Below are 20,823 nucleotides of genomic sequence, written 5' to 3'. Positions count from 1 at the left end.
GCCCGAGATATACCGATCCCGGAGCAGTCCCCCCCAGCTGTTCCCTGACCTTGTCTGCACTGTGACGAATCGTGGTCTCAGCGTTATAAGTTCACGTTAAGTGCGCGGCAAGCGTGGGGCTGCATTGTTGGTGTCGAGGCCGGAACAACCGGCCCGAGGACACCGCGAAGGGAAGCCGCAATGATCAGCAAGCCGACCGCCGCGCTCGCTCCGGCCGACACCACCACTGTCGTGGTGCCGGCTCCCGGGCCCGCCCCGGCTACCGAAGGTGAGCTGGGCGCCGCGCTGACCGATACCGGCAGGTCCGGCCACGCAGCGCGATCGTCTGCGCTGCGCAGGACAGCCTGTCCGGCGCCGGGGAGCGGGGGATCGGCCCCGCGGGTGGAACCGGGCCGGTCGAGATGGCCGTCGAACTGTATGCGACCTGCCACCTGATCGGGGACGATCGCATCGAGCTCGGCGTATTCGGCCGCTACCGGTAGCCGGGTACGCCGCAGGGGTGGGGGGTACTGACCGGTGCCTGGGGAGGAACCGGAAGGTACCCGGCGGGGGAGTGGGGCGGATCCGGGGGAGGGATCCGCCGGGAGGGGTGAGGTGGTTCCGGGCCTGGGGAGGAACCGGAACCCCTCGGCGGGGGGACCGCACGACCCGGTGGGGAGCCGGGACTGCGGGGGGTCGGTCTGTCTCGCGGGGTGGCAGACCGGCCCGTCGGCGGCGTTCGTCCGGGCCGGTCTCGCGGGGTGACCGGCTCGTCGGACGGCCATCGAGCGATAGTTCGGCTCTTCCGGAAGCTCGGCAGCGGAATCGGACACGGTACAAGTCCCGGTTGATCCGGTCCGCGGCCAGCGAAAGGTAACCGTTCGAGAAATCGGTGATGGTGGTTCAGGTGATTCGGCCAGTCGGACGAGAGTGTGGAGACGACGGTAGGTATGTCTCCTTGTCCGGCCGGCCGCCGACTCGCGGGAGTTTCGGACCGAGGGCGCACGGTCGAGCCCTCATCCGCCCCGGGTGGTGACGGTCGCACCCGGGAATCGTATCCCTCCGCTTGTCACAGCGGCCGAGCTCCCTGTTCCGCCGCGGGGAGATCGGCGGAGTAGTCGGGCAGTGCGTAATCCTCGGTTCCGGACAGCATGCGGGTCATCAGTGGCCGCATCAACCGGGAGGTGGTGAACCGGACGAGGGCCAGGGAAGCCCGGATACCCGCCCGCGTCCGCGGGGTCATGGCCTTCACGCCACCGGGCGGGAGCTGCTGAGCGGATTTCACGAACGGGCGCAGAATCTCGTTGTACCGGGCCAGCGCGGCGGTCGGCCGGCCCGGCGTGCGCATGATCTCGCCGACCAGTACGTAGGCGCCGACCAGGGCCATGGCCGTGCCCTGGCCGCTCAGCGGCGAGCCGCAGTACCCGGCGTCGCCCACCAGCGCGATCCGCTCGGTTGTCCACTGAGGCATGGTTATCCGCGCGAGTTCGTCGAAGTAGAAATCCTCGGCGTGGTCCATGGCCGCGTCGACTTCGGGAACCAGCCGACCACCGGCCGCGAGGCCTTCGCGCAGGAGTTGTTTCTGAGCGGCGGTATCGCGTCGCAGGGCGGGATCGGCGGGGCGCCGGATACTGATCATCACCTTGGTGGTCGCCGGGTCGGCATCGGGCCGGAAGCCGAGGAAGGTTCCACCGGGCAGCAGTTGCACGGTCATCCAATGCGGGCGGATACCTTCCGGGGTCGGCATGGTGAAGTACGAGGTGTACCCGCCGAGATACGTACTGAACTGCTCTTCCGGCCCGAAGGCCAGCCGGCGGGTGGTCGAGTGCAGGCCGTCGGCCCCGACCACCAGGTCGAATTCCTCGGTCGCGCCGGAGGCGAATTCCACCGAGACGCCGTCGGCGTGCTCGCGCAGTGCCCGGATCTGTTCGCCGTACCGGTAATCGATACCGGACCCGCCGTGGCGCGCGGTCTCCTCGGCGATGGCATCCAGCAGGACCTGGTTCAGGTCGCCACGGGTGATCTCGATTTCGGCCACCGCCCCATTCCCCTCGAAGAGTTCGGCGGGCATCCGGGCCGCTTCACGGCCGGTGGAGTCGATGTACACCATGCCGCGTTCGTCGAGTTGGTAATTACGGATGCCCGGCGCGAGACCCATGCGCTGTGCCACGGTCCGGCTGGGTCCGCGCAGGTCGACGGCCTGACCACCCGGTCGCGGCACGGCTGCGCGCTCGACCACCGTGGGCCGGATTCCGGCGCGGAGCAACTGTAGGGCGACCGCGTTGCCGGCGATTCCGCCGCCGGAGATGAGTACGCGCAGTGCGGCCGGGGTGGGCTGTGTGGTCATCGGTGTCCTCGCTCGAATGGTTGATCGAATGTCTCAGACGTATGTCTAACACATATGTAGAACAAGTGTCTAGAACAAACGTCTAAGACTGGTTAGAGTGAGGTCATGGGAAACAAGGAGGATCTACTCGCGGCCGCGCGCACCTGCATCTACGAACGCGGCTTCGCCGCCACCACGGCACGCGATATCGCCACCACAGCGGGAGTCAGCCTCGCTGCCATCGGATACCACTTCGGTTCGAAGGACCGCCTGCTCACCGAGGCCTTCACCGACGAGACGGGCCGGGTGATCGGTGACGACCTCGAGCGGCGGATCCGGGCTACGGCCGGACAATCGCCAGGTGAAGCGTTCCCCCGGATCTGGGACGGTATCGCCGAACTTTTCGATCGCAACCGGGAGGTTCTGGTGGCGAGTATGGAGAATCTGGTCCGTATCTACCGGACGCCGAGCGAACGGCCTCGGATGGGGGAGATGTCCGAGATCGCTGTCTCCGAGATCGCCGATCTGATCGCGGAGTCCTATCCCGAACTCGACGGTTCCCGGGCGCGTGCCGTCGCCGAGCTGTACTTCGTCCTTCTCAACGGCTTGGTGATGCAGTGGATGAGCAACCCGGACGCCGCAGTGCCCAGCGGCGCCCGATTGGGCGAAGCGCTCAATGCCCTGACCGCGGAAAAGGGCTCTGGCCGGTAGAAGCCGTCGATGGCGGAGAGCCGCAGAACTCGATTCCCAGCGGCCCGCCGCGGGCTGTGGCGCAACGGCGATCGCTTCGTTCCCCGGTCCGTGAGCGGCCGGTTCCGGAATATCGCCGGTGATCGTCATGTTGGTTCGGTTCGATAACTATCGAACCGGAAGGTGGGCGAACTATGCGGGTCATCGGTTTCGACGAGCCCGGGGGTCCCGAGGTGCTACGCGCATTCGAACTGCCCGAACCGGTCGTCGGCCCGGGACAGGTGCGGATCCGGGTGCGGGCCGCAGCCGTCAACCCCTCTGATGTGGTCACCCGGAGTGGACTGGTGCACGAACGGTACGCCGAGGTGAATCCTCCCTACGTACCCGGCTGGGACGCGGCGGGAACGGTGGACGAGGCCGACCCGGATACCGGCTGGCGCCCCGGCGACGAGGTCGTGGCGATAACCCTGCCGGTGCTCGACGGCGGCGGCGCGTACGCGGAGAAGATCGTCGTCCCGGCGGAATCGGTGGCCGCCCTGCCGGCCGGCCGGGATTTCGCATCCGCGGCCACCCTGCCGATGAACGGGCTCACCGCCTGGCAGGCTCTCGACCGCCTCGCTCTGCAACCCGGTGCCTCGCTGGTGGTCACCGGGGCGGCCGGTGCGGTCGGCGGTTACGCGGTCGAGCTTGCGAAACATGCGGGTCTGCAGGTGATCGCCGATGCCGCGCCCGCCGACCGCGATCTGATCCGGGCCCTCGGGGCCGATATCGTCGTCGACCGTGGCACCGAGACTGTCGCACAGATCCGCGCCCACTACCCCGAGGGTGTGGACGCCGTGATCGACGGCGCCCTCCTGCGTGACGACATCACCCCGGTGATCCGCCCCGGTGGGGCCTATGCCGCCCTGCGCCCCGAGCGGCTGGGCGGCGGAGTTCAGCCCCGACCCGGTCTGACGGTGCACGAGATCATGGTCGGGGCCGATATCCGGGAGAAGAACAGGCTCGACCGTCTCACCGGACTGGCCGCCTCCGGCGCCCTGTCCCTGCGGGTGGCAGACCTGCTGCCCGCCGAGCAGGCGAGCGAAGCCCATCGCAGACTCGAACGAGGCGGGATCCGGGGGCGGATCGTCCTCGAGTTCTGAACCCGGCTTGCCCCGGGCTCGATCAATTCCTCGTCGGGGCCCGATCCTCCAGATACGCGCGGTAGGTGCCCAGCGGGAGTGCGGCGTCGTAGACCAGTTCGCCGCTCGGGGAGAACTCCGAGATATGCGGCGCCATACCCCAGCCGACCAGTGTGTTGCCGTTGGCCAATCCCTGCGCATTACCCATGGCGAAGGCGGTGAGCCCGGCGGGATGGGTCTGGTTGCGCGCCAGCGTGGCCCGCCGTGCCGCGAGGTCCAGATCGATCCATTGCACGCTGGAGACACCGAGGGTGGTGAAGCCGCTCGAATTGTTGTTGAACAGGCGCAAGGTGTCGTCGTCGGCGAATTCGGCGTCGTGCTGGAACGCGAACTGCGCACCGGGCCCGAGTTCGAAGCCGGAATTCTTCCCACCCAGCTGCCAATTGATCTCGCCGGTGCGGATGTCTACGTCGTACACCGTGGAGGTGTTGCGCATGGAGATGACCAGATCTCCCCGGGGATCAAGGCTGATCGCGTTCATATGGTACGGGTCGTAGACATTGCTGCCGGGCAGCCGGCCGTCTGTCACGCTCTCGGTGAGCGGCACGTGCTCGGCCGCGCTCCAGCGGAACAGCACCTGCTTCGTAGCGATATCCACCACCGATGCGACGGTGTCGTACATCCGGGCGTCCACGGGCCCACCGATCGCGGACAGGTCGGCGGTCACCTCGTGGTACGAGGTGATCAGGGCCCGCCCGTCCGGTGTGAGCCGGAACTCGTGCACGTCGCTGGAATCACCGCCGGGCGAAAGGGTCTCGATAATGTCTCCGTGTTCGTCGGCGATCATATCGACCCCGGAACCGTGCCCGCCCTCGGTGGAGCCCTGCCACCAGGTCAGCACTCGTTTGCCCTGGTAGGTCTGGGTCCGGAAGTTGGAGACGGTCTGCCCGGGCGGCGGGGTGTAGCGCCACAGTTCGCGGCCCGCCTTGTCCAGCACGATATTCGCGGGAGCGGTGACCGGTAGCCGGGACAGCAGCGGTTCGGCTCCGGGTACCAATGCCGCCGCGCTCATACCGGTCGAGTAGTAGATGTAGCCGGGACTGCCTTGGGGTCGGTTCACCTCGACGGTGTAGGTCGGCGCTCCGACCGGCAGAGTGGGTCGCGGCGGTTGAGCCGACGCCGCCTGCGGCATCAATACCGCGACGCCGAGGGCGAGCACTGTGCCCGTGACGGTTGTGCGGAGTCTGCGGCGCGTAGTCCTGACCATGGAACTCCTTGGCTGAGGTCGAGAATGTCCGGGGAGATTACCCGGGAACGCTGTGGAAACTCCGGCGCCCGGCCGTGGCGTTCCGGACATCCGGACCGATCCGGAACTATGGGGGCGGAACAATTTTCCAGGTACAGCCAGGGTTCAAGGGCAGTGTGCCCGCCGATGTCGCCACCCAGGTCCATTCGGTGCAGCCGGTCGGCTGAGTCGACGGCGCCACTGCGCACGATCTCCGGCGCGCTGCGCCCTCGCCGGCGATCGGCATCGCAACGGTCACCGTCTTCGACCGGCCACGCGGTCGACCGGAACTGCTTGTGCGGCCCGGAATGATTGTCGGCTTGTGAACCCGCCTCAACTGGTCAGGGGCTGTTCCGTCTTTCGACCACACGTGGAGGACCACTCGGCTGCGGGAAAGAACGAGTGTTCTGTCGGTTCGAGGTGTGGTCGAGCGGATGACGGCCCGTAACGAACACAGTGGAGTCCGGTTCCATGACCTGCGAATATGTTCGGGAACGAGAAAGGCACCTGACCGGATAAACCTGGTCAGGTGCCTTATCGTGTCTCGACCAACACGAGTCGGGGTGGCGGGATTTGAACCCACGACCTCTTCGTCCCGAACGAAGCGCGCTACCAAGCTGCGCCACACCCCGTGAAGTGGACCTGCGATAGCTTACATCAGGTCCGGTCCGGAAAAGAAACCGCCAGTTCAGCGTCATTTTTCCGGCAGTGCGCAGGATTACCGGGCGACCGCCTGCGATGTCGAGATGCCGTGACCGGAGTCGGCCGTCGGTTGTGTGGGCGGTACGGCGACGAGGGTGAGCAGCGTCGCCTCGGGCCGGCAGCAGAAACGGTAGGGCGCCCACGGTGAGGTGCCGATACCGGCCGAGACGTGCAGCCGGGTATGGGCACCCCATTTGGACGGACCCTTGACCCGGGAGCGGTCGATATCGCAGTTGGTGACCAGAGCGCCGTACCCGGGCAGGCAGAGTTGGCCGCCGTGGGTATGCCCGGCCAGGATCAGGTCGTAGCCGTCCTCGGCGAAGCGGTCCAGTACCCGCGGCTCCGGGGAGTGCGTCACGCCGATCCGGAGATCGGCGAGCGGATTCGGAGCACCGGCGATGGTGTCGTAGCGATCGCGCTGCAGATGTGGGTCGTCGACACCGGCGCTCGCGATACGGATACCGCCCACCTCGATATCCCGGCGGGTGTGCGTCAGATCCAGCCATCCGCGCTCGTTGAATGCCGCGCGCAGATCCTTCCACGGCAGCGGGGCGCCGTGGACGCGCTTGTGGTTCTTGTCGAAATACTTCAGCGGATTCTTGGGGACCGGCGCGAAGTAGTCGTTGCTGCCGAATACGAACAGGCCCGGTCGCGACAGCAGCCCACCCAGCGATTGGACGACCGCGGGCACGGCCTTCTGATGCGACAGGTTGTCACCGGTGTTGATCACCAGGTCGGGTTCGAGCCGGTCGAGTTCGCGCAGCCACTGCTGTTTGAGCTTCTGCCCGGGGGTCATGTGCAGATCGCTGATGTGCAACACCCGCAGCGGGGCCGAGCCCGGCCGCAGCACCGGCATCGTCGCTTCGCGGAGTACGAAGGCATTGCGTTCGATCAGTGAGGCATAGCCGACTCCGGCCGCCGCGGCTCCGGCGGCGCCGAATGCGGTTCGGCGGAGGACCGACGTCGAGATCACGGGCATTTGCCCAGCATAGGTGACCAGGTCGCTGTGCGCGCAGCGTGTTGAGCCACAGTTTCGGCGGTGTGGCGGGCGGATGACGCGGTGTTACGGATGAGGACAAGCCTGTGGCCTCGGGAAATATCGCGATCCCGCGGAGGCGGACACGCCTGCTTCCGCGGGTAATGCGGTGGGCGTGGCGGGGTGCAGCGGCTACCGTTCTGCGCATGTCGGAACTGAAAACGAAGCTGCGCGCCGATATGACCGCCGCGATGAAGGCGAAGGATCCGCTGCGTCTGAACACCTTGCGGATGCTGCTGGCCGCCGTCCAGACGGCCGAGGTCGCCGGGAAGGAAGCCCGCGAACTCTCCGACGCCGAGGTCGTGGCGGTGCTCACCAAGGAATCGAAGAAACGCAATGAGTCCGCCGAGATCTACACCCAGGCGGGTCGCGGCGAGCTGGCGGCCAACGAACACGCCGAGGCCCGGATCATCGACGAGTACCTGCCCACTCAGCTGACCGAGGCGGAAGTCGCCGATCTGGCCGATACCGCGATCGCCCAGGTCGCCGAGGAGATCGGCGAGCGCCCCGGGATGCGCCAGATGGGTCAGGTCATGAAGGTCGCGTCCGCTCTGGCCGCCGGTAAGGCCGACGGTTCGCGGATCTCGGCGGCGGTGAAGGCGAGGCTTTAGGCCGGTTTCCCGGCCCCGGCCGCGCCCGCACCGCCGGGGTCATCGGGGGATGGGCACCGGGATCGGGATCGGCGGCAGGAACGGCGGCAGCGGCAACCCGGGGACGTTCGGGGTGGTCGCTGCCGGCCGGCCCGGGGGTGGTGGTTCGCGGACTGTGCCGTCGCTGATGTAGATCGTCACCTGCGATCCGGGAATGGCCGACCCGTTCGGCGTCGAACCGGTGACCGTGCCCTTGGGGGCTGAACCGGGCGAGGTCACCGAGGTGACCTTGAATCCGGCGCCGGTGAGCGCTCCCGTCGCCTCGCCCGCCGTCATACCGACCACATCGGGCACCTGCGCGTTCTCCGCGCCACGGACGTATTTCTCGTCGACCGGCGGTAGCGCCGGCGGCGGGAAGTTCGACACCACACTCTTCACGGCGCCGAACCAGGTCCGGGCGGGCTCGTTACCGCCGAACAGGCCGTTGGCGTCGCTGGCCGGGCAGTTGCGCAGCGGGAAGGAGCAGATCTCACCGGGGGTCGGGCTGTCGCCGTAGACGTAGACCGCGCCCGCCAGCGAATTGGTGAATCCGAGGAATGCCGAGGACCGGTGACTTTCGGTGGTACCCGTCTTGGCCGATACCGGCAGGTTCCACCCGGCCGTCCCGGCGGCCGCCGAGGCGGTACCGCCGCCGGCGGAGTCCTTGCCCATGGCATTGGCCAGTGTGTTGGCCAGACCCGGTTCGACGACCTGCTCGCAGGCCTGTTCGGTGAGCGGCACCGGCTTGCCGTAGCGGTCGATCACTTCCGCGATCGGCGAGGGCGGGCACCAGGTCCCGCCGGAGGCGATGGTCGCGGCCACATTGGACAGTTCCAGCGGGTTGACCGCGAGCGGGCCGAGGGTGAACGAGCCGAGATTCTGGCCCTTGATCATATCGGCGAGGCTCTGGTTGTCATCGTGTCCGGAGGTGCCGGGATCGGTGTAGGAGCGCAGGCCCAGCCGGACGGCCATATCCACGGTCGGGGTCACGCCGACAGCCTGGATGAGTTTCACGAAGGCCGTGTTCGGTGAGGTGGCCAGTGCCTCGGTCACCGACATGGGCGACCGGTAGTTGCCCGCGTTCTCGACGCAGTAGGTGGCGGGCGGGCAGCCGGGTGCGCCACCGTTACCCATACCTCGGGCATCGAACCGGGACGGCACATCCAGCTGCGCGTTGGTGCCCATACCCTTTTCCATCGCGGCCGCGGTGGTGAACAGCTTGAAGATCGAGCCCGCGCCGTCGCCGACCATCGTGTACGGCTGGCCGAGCAGGGTCTCGTGCGCGTCGCGGTTCAGGCCGTAGGTACGGCTGCTCGCCATCGCCAGCAGCGGATGTTTGTCCTTGCCGGGGCCGATCAACGACATGATCTCGGCGATATTCTCCAGATGGGGGTCGGCGTTCGCGTTGACCGAACGCTTCACCGAATCCTGGACGGCGGGGTCCAGGGTGGTACGGATCAGGTAGCCGCCCTTTTCGATCTGTTCTTTGCTGAGCCCGGCGTTGGCCAGGTACGACAGGGCGTAATCGCAGAAGAACCCGCGATCACCGGCGGCGATGCACCCCCGGGGCAGGCCTTTCGGCTCGGGCAGCACGCCCAGCGGCTGCGATTTCGCGGCGTGGAACTCCGCGGCCCGGCTGGGGATGTTCTGGATCAGGGTGTCCAGCACGATGTTTCGGCGATCGGTGACGCCTTCGGGGTTGGTGTAAGGGTTGAGCTTGGAGCTGGACTGCACCATCCCGGCCAGCATCGCCGACTGGGCGATGTTCAAGTCCTTGGCGTCGATACCGAAGTAGGTCTGGGCGGCGTCCTGGATGCCGTAGGAGGAATTGCCGAACGGGACCAGGTTCAGATAGCGGGTGAGGACCTCGTCCTTGCTGAGTTCCTTGTCCAGCGTCAGCGCCATCCGGATCTCGCGGATCTTGCGCGCCGGGGTGGTCTCGATGGCAGCGCGGCGCTCGGCATCGGTCTTGGCCACCACGAGCAGGTTGAAGTTCTTCACGTACTGCTGGTCGAGGGTCGAGGCGCCCTGCTGGACCTCGCCGCTGCTGGTGTTGGTCAGGAAGGCGCGAATGGTGCCCTGCCAGTCGACACCGTGATGGTCGGCGAAGCGCTTGTCCTCGATGGAGACGATGGCCAGCTTCATATCGTTGGAGATCTGGTCGCTGGGTACTTCGAACCGGCGTTGCTCGTACAGCCAGGCGATGGGATTACCGGCCGCGTCCACCATGGTGGAGACGGCGGGCACGGTTCCCTCGACCAGTTCCGCGGACACGTTGTCGACGGCGTCGGCGGCGCGGTTCGAGACGAATCCGAAACCTCCGGCGACCGGGAACAACAATCCGGCTACGAGCACGGAGGCGAGTACGCAGCTGCCTGCCAGCTTGAGGAGCGCACGTGTGATCGGCACAGCACCAGCGTAGAGGGTCGTGGTTCGGAGCTCGTGAAGTGTGGACACCGGGTGTTGTCCTGGCCGATCAGTGGATTGAGCGGGGTGTATCGCCGAGGGCGCCTGACGTGCGTATACGGGCAGGAGGGCGGGAAACGCCCGGCGATGCGCAGGCACGGACGTACCAAAAAGTCAGTACTCGGTCTTGCGCAATCGGCATACCTTTACCTAGATTGAGAGCTCAGTGTGATAGAGCTAACACTCAATGTGGAATGTGGTGCACTTCGCAGCGGGGTTCGGGTTGCTGCGGAGTGGCACGCGATTCCGGAGCGCCGTGACCCGGTGTTCGGACTGGCAAAGGGGCACACCAAATGCATATGACAACCCCCGTCGCTCGATTGGACGTAGAGCAGGCCGAAGCAAGGATCGCCTGGGTGGCCCAGGCCCGATGCAAGGAAGTGGATCCCGACCAACTGTTCGTACGCGGCGCCGCCCAGCGCAAGGCGGCGACGATCTGCCGCCACTGCCCGGTCCTGATGGAGTGCGGGGCCGACGCTCTGGACAACAGGGTCGAGTTCGGGGTGTGGGGCGGGATGACCGAACGACAGCGGCGGGCGCTGCTCAAGCAGCATCCCGAGGTGACCTCCTGGTCGGATTTCTTTCACGCCCAGCGCCATCACCAGGTGGCTATGTAAACAATTCCCTATTGGACTACCGACCGCCGGGCACTCGAGTTTCGAGTGCCCGGCGGTTTGCCCGATAGGACCCGATCCAGCGATGGCCGAGCCGGGAACGGGAGTGGGTTCAGGCTTCCGTGGCTGTCCGCGTTCCGGCCAGTTGCGCCCCGACCGCGCGCAGGGCGACCAGATCGGTGATATCGAACGGCAAGGCCGTCACCGATACGATCGGCACCCGCGGATGCGCACCCGTGAACCGGTGCAGCAGATGCTGTTCACGCCGTGCCGTCGAGACCCGCTGAGCGTGCACGCGCAGCACGCCCGCCGATAGCGGATCCGAATCGCCGAGCCGGTCGGCGGCGGTGAGAGCGTGATCCGACGGCAGCGAGCACAGCACCGGATGGGTCCGGTTGAGCACCAGACCGGCCAGCGGCATCTGCTCCGTCGACAGCCGGTCCACGAAGAACGACGCCTCGCGCAGCGCATCGGGTTCCGGCGCCGCGACCACCAGGAAATGGGTGCCGGGTTTGGCCAGCATGGCGAAGGTGCGGTTGGCGCGCTCCTGGAACCCGCCGAACAGCGATTCCAGCGACTGCAGGAAATTCGAGGCGTCCTTGAGCATCTGGCCGCCCACAATGGTCGACACCCCGCGTACGGCCAGGCTCATCGCGCCCGTGACGAACCGTCCGACCCCCCGTCCGGGCGCCATGATGACCCGGATCATGCGGCCGTTCAGGAAGTTGCCCAGCCGTTTGGGGGCGTCCAGGAAATCCAGGGCGTTACGCGAGGGCGGGGTGTCCACGACGATGAGATCCCATTCCCGGTGCCCCGCGAGCTGACCGAGCTTCTCCATCGCCATGTATTCCTGCGTGCCACCGAACGAGGAGGCCACCGCCTGATAGAAGGGGTTGGCGAAGATCTGCTCGGCCTTGTCGGGGGCGGTGTGTTCCAGCACCATTTCGTCGAAGGTGCGGCGCATGTTCAGCATCATGGCGTGCAGCTCGCCCTTGGCCTCGGGTCCCAGTTCCACACGCTGCGGACTGTTGTCCAGATCCGCGACCCCCAGCGACTGGGCCAGTCGGCGGGCCGGGTCGATGGTGAGGACGACGACCTTGCGCCCCTGCTCGGCCGCGCGCAACGCGATCGCCGCCGCCGTCGTGGTCTTTCCGACGCCGCCGGAACCACAGCACACCACGACCCGGGCATCGGGGTCGGCGAGGATGGTGGAGATATCGAGAGGGGCCGGGCCGGCCGGTCGGGTGCTCATCGGACTCCCTGCTCGCTCAGATGGGCAGCCAGTTCGTAGAGGCCGCCCAGGTCCATACCGTTGGGGAGGGCGGGCAGCAGCAGCCGGGCGACCTCCAGATCGAGGAGTTCGGCCGCGCTGGTGTCCTGGGCGCTCAACGTGGCCGAATGTTCCACCGTCTCGGTGAGCAGGCCCGCGAAATCCGCGGTGGACAGGGTGATCCCGGCGGATTCCAGACCGGAACGCACGGCGTCGGCGTCCAGTTCACCGGATGCCGCGGCGGCACGGGTCTCCGCGCTGAGCGGGCTGTGCACGGCGCGATTGACGATCACGCTGCCGATGCGCAGATCATTGCCCCGCAGCTCGGCGATCGCGTCCAGGGTCTCCTGCACCGGCAGCGCCTCGAGCAGGGTCACCAGGTGGATCACGGTCTGGTCCGAATGCAGCAGTTTGGAAACGCCCTCGGACTGGGCGGCGATCGGACCGCCCTTGGCGAGTTCGGCCATGGCCTGGGTGACGTCGAGGAAACTGGCGATCCGGCCGGTCGGCGGCGCGTCGACGACTACCTCGTCGTAGACGGGACGACCGGATTTATCGGACCTGACCACGCACTCCTTGATCTTGCCGGTCAGGATGACGTCCCGCAGGCCCGGCGCGATGGTCGTGACGAAATCTATCGCGCCCATCCGGCGCATGGCCCGGCCGGCGAAACCGAGGTTGTAGAACATATCGAGGTATTCGAGGAACGCGTGCTCGATATCGAGGGCCAGCGCCACCACTTCGCCGCCGCCGTCCGCGGTAGCGATCTTCGTCTCGGTGGGCGGCAACGGTGGCAGGTCGAACAACTGGGCGATCGATTGCCGGTTCTCCACCTCGACCAGCAGCACCCGCCGTCCACCGGCGGCCAGCGCCAGTGCCAGGGCCGCGGACACCGTGGACTTACCGGTACCGCCTTTACCGGATACGTAGTGCAGGCGGGCGTTCGTCGCGCTGTCGGGCCACCCCGTTTTCAGGCCCGGTTCGGCCGATTCCGACATCGTCGTTGGTTCTGCCACGGTCGCGAGCCTATAACTCGGATCGGGCGGATGCCCGCATACTCCGGATTGTGTGGATGTGGTGTACCAGACACCGGGACCGGCTCCGTATCGCCGGACCGGTGATCGCGCTGTGGGTCACGTATGCCGTACCAAGTAGGCTCCGTGCGCATGAGCGATGTGACCCTGTGGGAATACGCGACCGTACCGCTGCTGACCCATGCGACCAAACAGATTTTGGATCAGTGGGGCGCCGACGGCTGGGAGCTGGTGACCGTGCTGCCCGGGCCGACCGGTGAGCAGCATGTCGCCTACCTCAAGCGGCCGAAGCAGTAAGCGCCATGGGGGAATCCGAAACGAATGGTCCGGTGACCGAATGGCAGGCCAACCTCGACCGGCTCGGCCTGACGGTACCTCCTGTGGTGGCACCGGTGGCCGCGTACGTGCCCGCACTGCGCACCGGCAACTACGTCTACACCTCCGGGCAACTGCCGTTCGTGGCAGGTGAACTGTCGGCGATCGGCAAGGTCGGCGCCGAGGTGTCGCTCGACGAGGCGGTGACCGCGGCCCGCTGGTGCGCGGTGAACGCGCTGGCCGCCGTACACGATCTGGTCGGCCTGGACGAGGTCGTGCGGATCGTGAAGGTGGTCGGGTTCGTCGCCTCGGCACCGGGTTTCACCGATCAGCCGCTGGTGATCAACGGTGCCTCGGAGTTCCTCGGCGAGGTGTTCGGCCTCGCGGGAGCGCATGCGCGCTCGGCTGTCGGCGTCTTCGAACTGCCGAAGAACACTCCGGTGGAGGTCGAACTCATCGCCGAAGTCCGCTGAGCAGGCCGGTCGGCCCTGGTTCGGCAGATCCACCGCGGAGCCCATAGATTCGAAGAGGCGACTTTCGAATTGGAGGTGTTGTGGTGACACTCACCCATCCGGCCTACGGGCAACTGCGTGTGGTGACGCCGTCGGCGTCGGTGCTGCTCGCGAACAATCCGGGACCGATGACTCTGGACGGTACGAACACCTGGATCCTGCGGTCACCCGACCGCACGGACTGTGTGGTGGTCGACCCGGGGCCCGACGACGCGGAGCATATCGCGGCGATCGCCCGGGCGACCGGTGGCGCGGTGGCGCTGACCCTCATCACCCATCGGCATCCCGACCACACCGGCGGTATCGACGAGCTGGTGCGTCTGACCGGGACACCGGTTCGGGCCATGGACCCGGAATTCCTGCGCGGTGAGGTGACCGTGTTGACCGACGGCGAAGTGGTCGAGGCCGCGGGCCTGCGGATAACCGTGCTGCACACCCCCGGGCATACGGCCGATTCGGTGAGTTTCCTGCTCGAGGACTCAGTGCTGAGCGGGGACACCATTCTCGGCCGGGGTACCACGGTGCTGGATCGAGACGGCACGCTGCGGGACTATCTCCGATCGATGGACCGGTTGCTCGAAGCCGGTACCGGCCGGGCCCTGTTGCCCGCACACGGACCGGACCATCCGGACGTGGAACCGGTGGCGCGGTACTACATCGCGCATCGGCAGGAGCGGCTCGCGCAGGTGCGGGCCGCACTCGACGAACTGGGCGCCGACGCGGACGCGATGGCGGTGGTCCGCAAGGTGTACGTCGACGTCGACGAGAGCCTGTGGCCGGCCGCGCGCAGCTCGGTGGAATCGCAGCTCACCTATCTGCGGTCGGAGCCGGCCACGCAGGACTGAGTCGAGCGGATGCCGATCGGGCGGCACTCCGGGGCGGTAAACCCCGCAGTGCCGCCCGCTCTACGTACGAACGCACCGATGGAACTGAGCGCGCGACGATACGACCGGTGAATACCGGAGCAGGGCCCCTCCGCGATCGGGCAGTCCCCCCGGGCGCGTCGGGCTCTTCGTACTGTCGTGTCAGCGGGCCCGGCGGGCGAGCCGCTCGGAATCGGAGATCAGCACGCTCTTGCCCTCGAGGCGCAGCCAGCCGCGATGCGCGAAATCGGCGAGTGCCTTGTTCACTGTCTCACGGGAGGCGCCGACGAGCTGGGCGATCTCCTCCTGGGTCAGGTCATGGGTCACCCGCAGCGCACCGGCTTCCTGCGTACCGAAGCGCTGTGCGAGCTGCAGCAGCGCCTTGGCGACCCGGCCGGGGACATCGGTGAAGATCAGATCCGCGAGGTTGTTGTTGGTGCGGCGCAACCGGCGGGCCAGCACCCGGAGCAGCTGTTCGGCGATCTCCGGCCGCTGATCGATCCATGACTTGAGCGCGTCGCGGTCCATGGTCACGGCGCGGACCTCGGTCACCGTGGTGGCGGTCGAAGTACGCGGGCCCGGATCGAAGATGGAGAGTTCGCCGAACATATCCGACGGACCCATGATGGTCAGCAGATTCTCGCGGCCGTCCGGGGAACGGCGGCCCAGCTTCACCTTGCCGGATGTGATGATGTACAGCCGATCGCCCGGTTCACCCTCGTTGAAGATGACGTGGCCGCGAGGGAAATCCACGGGCTGCAGCTGTTTGGCGAGCGCAGCCACCGCGGTGGGCTCAACGCCTTGGAAGATGCCTGCTCTGGCGAGGGCCTCGTCCACGAATGTGCTCCTTAGGGAAATGGCTGTAGTCGTCGGGCGGACCGATGCGGTTCGGCCGACAGTGCAGTCTACGCGGCCTTATCGACGCGCAGTGACAGACACCACGTAAGGAAGGTTAACCGGCGGTCGGGTCGGAGCGGTGTGGCGCCCGCACGAATCAGCTCGCACGGGCGATGTCGAGAGTCTCGCGCGCCTCCTCGCTGCGATTGCGGCGGCGGCGCATACGCGCGACCGCCGCCGGTAGTCCGAGCTTCGTCAGCTCGTTGACTTCGGCGTTGCTGGCTTTGTCCAGGTAGGCCTGGACTTCCTCGTCGGGCTCGAGAAGTTTGCGCAGACGGTTCTCCACCCGTTCCATACCGAGTGCGAACAGCATCAACACCACTGGGAAGAGCACCACAGCGAGTCCTTGCATGCCGGGTAGTTAACACGGTCGAGGTCTCAGATGGAATACGGGAGTAGAACTGAGAAGGCAACGTTGTCGGACGGTTCCGTATGGTGGTCGAGTGCGTACCTCCCCCTCAGAAACCGTCGGAAGCGACATTTCCGGCACTGCCGAGGCGGCCGCCGCGCGCCCGGCGCCCGGCCGGACGCGCACCCGTGAATCCGGTACCCGACCGGCCGAAACCCGGTTGGGTCTGGTGCGTCGAGCCCGCCGGATGAACCGGCTTCTCGCACGCGCATTTCCCGACGCGCACTGCGAGTTGGATTTCGGTAATCCACTGGAACTCGCAGTGGCAACGATCCTGTCGGCGCAATGCACGGATGTGCGAGTGAATATGACCACTCCGGCTCTGTTCGCCGCCTATCCGGACGCGCGGGCATACGCCGAGGCGAACCGTGCGGAGCTGGAAGAACTCATCCGCCCCACGGGTTTCTACCGCAACAAGACGAATTCACTCATCGGCCTCGGACAGGCACTGCTCGAGCACTACGACGGTGAATTACCTCACACGATGGCGGAGCTGGTCCGATTGCCGGGCATCGGCCGTAAAACTGCCAATGTCATTCTCGGTAACGCATTCGGAATTCCGGGTATCACCGTCGACACACATTTCGGCCGGTTGGTCCGTCGTTGGGGCTGGACGACCGAGGAGGATCCGGTAAAGGTCGAACACGCGATCGGTGCGCTGATCGAGCGCAAGGAGTGGACGATGCTGTCCCACCGGGTGATCTTCCACGGCCGCCGCGTCTGCCATGCCCGGAAACCGGCGTGCGGGGTGTGCCTGCTGGCCAAGGATTGCCCCTCGTTCGGCGCCGGGCCGACCGATCCGGAGACGGCGGCCGCGCTCGTGAAGGGACCCGAGGCACCGCATCTGCTCGAACTGGTGGGCCGTTGACCCGCGTACCGGTTTTCTGGAAATGGGCATTGACGGCGGTGATCGTGGCGTTGGCGGCGGCCGTCGCTTTCTGGCCGCGCGGCGGTTCGGACGAGGCCGGTCCCGCACCCGAACCGGCCCGGCGGATCGATCCCGCGCTGCGAGCGGCATCGGGTGTGGCCGAATGCCCCCCGGAGTCGGCCTCAGCGCACCGGCCCGGTCCGCTGACAGATGTGGTGCTGACCTGTCTCGCCGACGGTTCTCCGGAGTCACCGGGCCGATTCACCGGCCGGCCCACGGTGCTCAACCTCTGGGCCTACTGGTGCCAGCCCTGCCGGACCGAACTGCCGCTGTTCCAGGAATACGCCGACCGGGCGGGTTCGGCGGTTCAGGTGGTCACCGTGCACAGTGACCCGGACGAGGCGAAGGCACTCGAGTTGCTCGCCGCGTTGAACGACGATTTGCGGGCGCGGGGGCGCCCCGGGCTGCACCTGCCTGCCCTCCAGGATCCCGGCGCCCGCGTCCGTGCGGCCGCGCAGGCCCCGACAGCCCTGCCGATCACGGTCCTGGTCCGACCGGACGGTTCGATCGCCGACTATGTCGCCCGCCCGTTCCACGATGCCGACGACATCGCCGCCAGTGTGGCAGGCGCACTGGGAGTCACCGCATGATGCGATACCTCCGCCTTCGCTACGGCCTCCGCGGACCGCATGTAGTCCCTCCGAAGGAGGCTCGGTGATCGGGGAGCAGGTGCCGCCCTGGCTGGACGGGGCGGCGGGACCGGGGCAGCCCGACTTCTCCGACACCCTGGGCCGCGCCCGGATACTGCGCCGGAAGATGGCCGGTCAGGTGCGGCAGGCCGCGGTCCTGGTGCTCTTCGCTGGTGATCCGGCCGGGGATCCGGACGCGCCCGGCGGGCTGCCCGCCGACGCCGAGGTCCTGCTGACCCAGCGCGCGTCCACCATGCGACAGCACCGGGGGCAGGTGGCCTTTCCCGGCGGCGCCGTGGACCCCGGTGACGAAGGTCCCGTCGATACCGCGCTGCGGGAAGCCTGGGAGGAAACCGGCCTGGACCGGGCCGGAGTGCAACCGTTCACGACGTTGCCGAAACTGTTCGTACCGCCCTCGCGTTTCGACGTGACCCCGGTCGTGGCCTATTGGCGGACCCCCAGCGAGGTGCGGGTGGTGGATCGGGCGGAAACCGATCGGGTGGTGCGGGTACCGATGGCGGAACTACTCGATCCCGCCAACCGGTTCCTGGTGCGCAGCGCGCTCGGGTACTCGAGTCCGGCGTTCCAGGTGGACGGAATGTTGGTCTGGGGGCTCACCGGCGGCATACTGGCCGGACTCGTGACTTCACTGGGCTGGGAATCGGAATGGGACCGAACCGACGTGCGTGATCTGGAAGAGGCGTTGGCCGCGGTGGGGATGGTGTTGTGAGTTCCTCGGCGTGGCTCGATATCGCGGTTGTCATATTGGCGCTCCTGGCCGCATCCTCCGGGTGGCGGCAGGGCGCGGTGGCGTCCGCGCTGGCTTTTCTCGGGGTGGTGCTCGGCGCGGTCGCCGGCATCCTGATCGCCCCGCATATCCTCGTGCACATCGATGAGGGTCGCAGCCGGGTATTGGCCGGTGTGCTGCTCATCGTGCTGCTGGTGATCGTCGGTGAGGTCGCCGGCATGGTGCTCGGCCGGGCCGCGCGCAGCGGGATGACCCATCCGATCGCCCGCGGTGCCGACAGCGCGGTCGGAGCTGTGCTGCAGACCGGCGCTGTGCTGGTGACGGCATGGCTGCTGGCGCTGCCGTTGGCGACCTCGTCGCAGCCCGCCATCGCGTCGGCCATCAACAGCTCCCGGGTACTGGCCGATGTCAACCGGGTCGCGCCGGACTGGTTGCGCCAGTTGCCCAACGAGTTCTCCAAACTGCTCAACACCTCGGGCCTGCCCGATGTCATCGGCCCGTTCGGGCGCGCACCCATCGCCGCGGTGGAACCCCCGGATCCCAGCGTGCTGGCCAGTCCGGTCGCCGGTTCCCTGCAGCAGAGCGTGTTGCGTATCCGCGGTGTGGCGCCGAGTTGCCAACGGGCGCTGGAAGGTTCCGGTTTCGTGGTGGCACCCGAGCGCGTGATGACCAACGCGCACGTCGTGGCCGGGACCACCAGCGTGACGGTCGATTCCGCGGCCGGCCCGCTGGATGCGTCGGTGGTCGAATTCGATCCGTCCATGGATATCGCGGTGCTGTCGGTGCCCGGTCTGGTCGCGCCCGTCATCCCGCAGGCGCCGGAACCGGCCGATTCGGGCGAGAGTGCGATCGTGCTCGGTTATCCCGGTGGCGGCCGGTACACGGCGAGTGCGGCCCGGGTGCGCGAGACGCTGGACCTCACCGGCCCGACGATCTACCGGGACGGCACCGTCGAGCGCGAGGTGTACACCGTGCGCGGTTCGGTGCGGGCCGGTAATTCCGGTGGGCCGCTGGTCGATACCGAGGGCAATGTGCTCGGGGTGGTGTTCGGTGCCGCGGTCACCGACGACGACACCGGTTATGTGCTCACGCTCGACGAGGTCCGGGAACGTATCGATATCGCACCGTCGGCCGGCTCGCCGGTGGACACCGGGCCCTGCGTGCTGAGCTGACAGCGGCCGGACCGGGCCCGGAGTACCGACCTCCGCCTTCGCTGCGGCTGCTGGACGGGTTCCGTCCGGCACCGCCTGTCGGGTGTATCTCCGCCTTCGCGATCCAGCCGTGCGCGGGCTCCGGGTGGGTTCCGCCCAGCAGCACCTATCGGGACTACTTTCGCTCCGGCCGTGCTCTGGGCCGGACAGGCCCCGCCCGACAGCGCCCCTCAGGCGTAACGGTCCGGTCTTCGCCCGTCGGTTCCGGCGAGCAATTTCGCGATCTCGGCGGTAACCGCGCCGGGGTTCTCCTGGTGCGCGAAATGCGCCGCGTCACGGATGGTGACCACGCGGCGGTGCGGTGAGAGCTGCGGTCCGCGGTGCACGGTGGCGGGCAGGATGTACCGGTCGTGCTCGCCGCGCATCGACACCACCGGTATATCGATCGGTTTACGCATAACCGCGATGAAACGACGTCCGTCGGCGCGCCACTGACTGCGGAATGCCCACCGCCGGTATTCCAGCCCGCAATGGGCCGTACCGGGAATCTGGATGGCCGAACGCATCCGATCGGCGCTGTCGGCGAATTCCGCGGTCCGCGCCCAGGACCGCGAACCGCGCCCGGCCAGGATCTCGACGGCACCGGCGCCATCGTCGCGGGTCAGCCGGAGTTCGGGGTAGCGAGGGAGCTGGTCGCGCAGGAACTCCGGTAACCACGCGCTGCGCTGGGCGTTATCGCGTAACACCGAACTCTTCAGTGCCGCCGGATGCGGGGAGGACACCACAGCGATCGACCGGACCAGCCGCGGATGCAGTACCGCGGTCGCCCAGCAGACCAGCCCGCCGTCGGCGTGCCCGACCAGGGTCGCGCTGGTGTGGCCGAGCGCGCGGATCAGCCCGGCGATATCCCCGGCCAGCGTCCAGCCGTCGTAGCCGCGCGGCGGTTTGTCGCTGTCGCCGTAGCCGCGCAGATCGACCGCGACCACGTGGTTACCGAGTTCGGCGAGTGCGGTCAGCTGATGGCGCCACGACCACCAGAAATCCGCGAAACCGTGCAGCAGGACGACCAGCGGCGCCTCCGGATGCTCCGGTCCCGCGCTCGCCACGTGCAGCCGTATCCCGTTGGCGTGCACATCGCGGTGCGTCCAGGGACCGCCGAAGCGCACGCTGGACGGGTCCGGTGGAAAGTTCGACGCCACGCCGTCCGAGCGTAGTGAAC

21 protein-coding genes and 1 tRNA gene are annotated in these 20,823 nt (G+C 67.5%); 12 read left to right on the top strand and 10 right to left on the bottom strand.

The genetic code is table 11. The features are described from left to right. Positions 1-1,048: 1,048 nt before the first annotated feature. The gene (locus IEY68_RS27415; RefSeq protein ID WP_058853403.1) at positions 1,049-2,326 is read right to left on the bottom strand and encodes an FAD-dependent monooxygenase; all 1,278 of its coding nucleotides are present in this window, start codon (positions 2,324-2,326) and stop codon (positions 1,049-1,051) included. A gap of 105 nt (positions 2,327-2,431) precedes the next feature. Between IEY68_RS27415 and IEY68_RS27410 the strand changes: the two genes are divergently transcribed. Then, a complete protein-coding gene (locus tag IEY68_RS27410; protein WP_058853402.1) occupies positions 2,432-3,016 on the top strand; it encodes a TetR/AcrR family transcriptional regulator in 585 nt (194 codons plus the stop codon). Between the two features lie 173 nt (positions 3,017-3,189). Next, positions 3,190-4,137, top strand: coding sequence for an NADP-dependent oxidoreductase (locus tag IEY68_RS27405; protein WP_058853401.1), 948 nt, complete (start codon positions 3,190-3,192; stop codon positions 4,135-4,137). 22 nt (positions 4,138-4,159) lie between these two features. On the opposite strand, the gene IEY68_RS27400 is transcribed toward IEY68_RS27405, so the two are convergent. Further along, complete coding sequence (locus IEY68_RS27400) at positions 4,160-5,383, bottom strand: arylsulfotransferase family protein (protein WP_058853400.1); 1,224 nt, start codon at positions 5,381-5,383, stop codon at positions 4,160-4,162. An 8-nt stretch (positions 5,384-5,391) separates the two neighbouring features. Here IEY68_RS27400 and IEY68_RS27395 point away from each other — a divergent pair, with 8 nt between their 5' ends. Continuing rightward, a complete protein-coding gene (locus IEY68_RS27395) occupies positions 5,392-5,589 on the top strand; it encodes a hypothetical protein (RefSeq protein ID WP_058853399.1) in 198 nt (65 codons plus the stop codon). 370 nt (positions 5,590-5,959) lie between these two features. Here the strand turns inward: IEY68_RS27395 and IEY68_RS27390 are convergent. Together IEY68_RS27390 and IEY68_RS27385 are read right to left on the bottom strand one after the other, a co-directional pair. Further along, positions 5,960-6,033, bottom strand: a tRNA-Pro gene (locus IEY68_RS27390). A gap of 86 nt (positions 6,034-6,119) precedes the next feature. Next, positions 6,120-7,082 carry a metallophosphoesterase gene (locus IEY68_RS27385; protein ID WP_058853398.1) on the bottom strand — a complete coding sequence of 321 codons (963 nt, stop codon included), beginning with the start codon at positions 7,080-7,082 and terminating at the stop codon, positions 6,120-6,122. 203 nt (positions 7,083-7,285) lie between these two features. Between IEY68_RS27385 and IEY68_RS27380 the strand changes: the two genes are divergently transcribed. Further along, complete coding sequence (locus tag IEY68_RS27380; protein WP_058853397.1) at positions 7,286-7,750, top strand: GatB/YqeY domain-containing protein; 465 nt, start codon at positions 7,286-7,288, stop codon at positions 7,748-7,750. A 39-nt stretch (positions 7,751-7,789) separates the two neighbouring features. Here IEY68_RS27380 and IEY68_RS27375 read toward each other — a convergent pair whose 3' ends face one another. Beyond that, positions 7,790-10,177: a penicillin-binding protein gene (locus IEY68_RS27375; RefSeq protein WP_058853396.1), complete on the bottom strand. Its 2,388-nt coding sequence runs from the start codon at positions 10,175-10,177 to the stop codon at positions 7,790-7,792. Between the two features lie 350 nt (positions 10,178-10,527). Here IEY68_RS27375 and IEY68_RS27370 point away from each other — a divergent pair, with 350 nt between their 5' ends. Further along, positions 10,528-10,851 carry a WhiB family transcriptional regulator gene (locus tag IEY68_RS27370; RefSeq protein ID WP_058853395.1) on the top strand — a complete coding sequence of 108 codons (324 nt, stop codon included), beginning with the start codon at positions 10,528-10,530 and terminating at the stop codon, positions 10,849-10,851. 109 nt (positions 10,852-10,960) lie between these two features. Here the strand turns inward: IEY68_RS27370 and bagB are convergent, their stop codons facing one another. Continuing rightward, entirely contained in the window at positions 10,961-12,100 is a 1,140-nt protein-coding gene (bagB, locus tag IEY68_RS27365; RefSeq protein ID WP_058853394.1) for an ATPase BagB, read from the bottom strand. After that, positions 12,097-13,116 carry an ATPase BagA gene (gene bagA / locus IEY68_RS27360; protein ID WP_058853393.1) on the bottom strand — a complete coding sequence of 340 codons (1,020 nt, stop codon included), beginning with the start codon at positions 13,114-13,116 and terminating at the stop codon, positions 12,097-12,099. The genes bagB and bagA overlap by 4 nt, the downstream gene beginning before the upstream one ends. Before the next feature lie 168 nt (positions 13,117-13,284). Here bagA and sp36 point away from each other — a divergent pair, with 168 nt between their 5' ends. The 3 genes from sp36 to IEY68_RS27345 all read left to right on the top strand — a co-directional run bounded on the left by sp36 (position 13,285) and on the right by IEY68_RS27345 (position 14,824). Next, positions 13,285-13,449: a Sp36 family protein gene (gene sp36, locus IEY68_RS27355; RefSeq protein ID WP_014348616.1), complete on the top strand. Its 165-nt coding sequence runs from the start codon at positions 13,285-13,287 to the stop codon at positions 13,447-13,449. Positions 13,450-13,454: 5 nt separating this feature from the next. Beyond that, entirely contained in the window at positions 13,455-13,940 is a 486-nt protein-coding gene (locus IEY68_RS27350; protein WP_058853392.1) for a RidA family protein, read from the top strand. 68 nt (positions 13,941-14,008) lie between these two features. After that, the gene (locus tag IEY68_RS27345) at positions 14,009-14,824 is read left to right on the top strand and encodes an MBL fold metallo-hydrolase (protein WP_373293025.1); all 816 of its coding nucleotides are present in this window, start codon (positions 14,009-14,011) and stop codon (positions 14,822-14,824) included. A gap of 180 nt (positions 14,825-15,004) precedes the next feature. Here IEY68_RS27345 and IEY68_RS27340 read toward each other — a convergent pair whose 3' ends face one another. Together IEY68_RS27340 and IEY68_RS27335 are read right to left on the bottom strand one after the other, a co-directional pair. After that, positions 15,005-15,679 (bottom strand): Crp/Fnr family transcriptional regulator, encoded by a 675-nt coding sequence (locus IEY68_RS27340; RefSeq protein ID WP_030524212.1) that lies wholly within the window; start codon positions 15,677-15,679, stop codon positions 15,005-15,007. A 157-nt stretch (positions 15,680-15,836) separates the two neighbouring features. Then, positions 15,837-16,076 carry a hypothetical protein gene (locus tag IEY68_RS27335; RefSeq protein ID WP_082681135.1) on the bottom strand — a complete coding sequence of 80 codons (240 nt, stop codon included), beginning with the start codon at positions 16,074-16,076 and terminating at the stop codon, positions 15,837-15,839. Positions 16,077-16,308: 232 nt separating this feature from the next. Here IEY68_RS27335 and nth point away from each other — a divergent pair, with 232 nt between their 5' ends. From nth to IEY68_RS27315, 4 genes are all read left to right on the top strand, one after another. Then, the gene (gene nth / locus IEY68_RS27330) at positions 16,309-17,016 is read left to right on the top strand and encodes an endonuclease III (protein WP_058853473.1); all 708 of its coding nucleotides are present in this window, start codon (positions 16,309-16,311) and stop codon (positions 17,014-17,016) included. Further along, a complete protein-coding gene (locus tag IEY68_RS27325; RefSeq protein WP_058853390.1) occupies positions 17,013-17,666 on the top strand; it encodes a TlpA family protein disulfide reductase in 654 nt (217 codons plus the stop codon). The genes nth and IEY68_RS27325 overlap by 4 nt, the downstream gene beginning before the upstream one ends. Before the next feature lie 136 nt (positions 17,667-17,802). After that, the gene (locus IEY68_RS27320) at positions 17,803-18,435 is read left to right on the top strand and encodes an NUDIX hydrolase (RefSeq protein WP_373293024.1); all 633 of its coding nucleotides are present in this window, start codon (positions 17,803-17,805) and stop codon (positions 18,433-18,435) included. Then, complete coding sequence (locus tag IEY68_RS27315) at positions 18,432-19,625, top strand: MarP family serine protease (protein WP_058853388.1); 1,194 nt, start codon at positions 18,432-18,434, stop codon at positions 19,623-19,625. Before IEY68_RS27320 ends, IEY68_RS27315 begins: the two co-directional genes overlap by 4 nt. Positions 19,626-19,834: 209 nt before the next feature. On the opposite strand, the gene IEY68_RS27310 is transcribed toward IEY68_RS27315, so the two are convergent. Then, on the bottom strand, positions 19,835-20,803 hold the full coding sequence (locus IEY68_RS27310; protein ID WP_058853387.1) for an alpha/beta fold hydrolase: 969 nt from the start codon (positions 20,801-20,803) through the stop codon (positions 19,835-19,837). Positions 20,804-20,823: the final 20 nt, after the last annotated feature.

The sequence above is a fragment of the Nocardia jinanensis genome (genome assembly GCF_014645735.1).
Classification (GTDB): domain Bacteria; phylum Actinomycetota; class Actinomycetes; order Mycobacteriales; family Mycobacteriaceae; genus Nocardia; species Nocardia jinanensis.
This window is presented reverse-complemented; position numbering and strand designations above follow the sequence as displayed.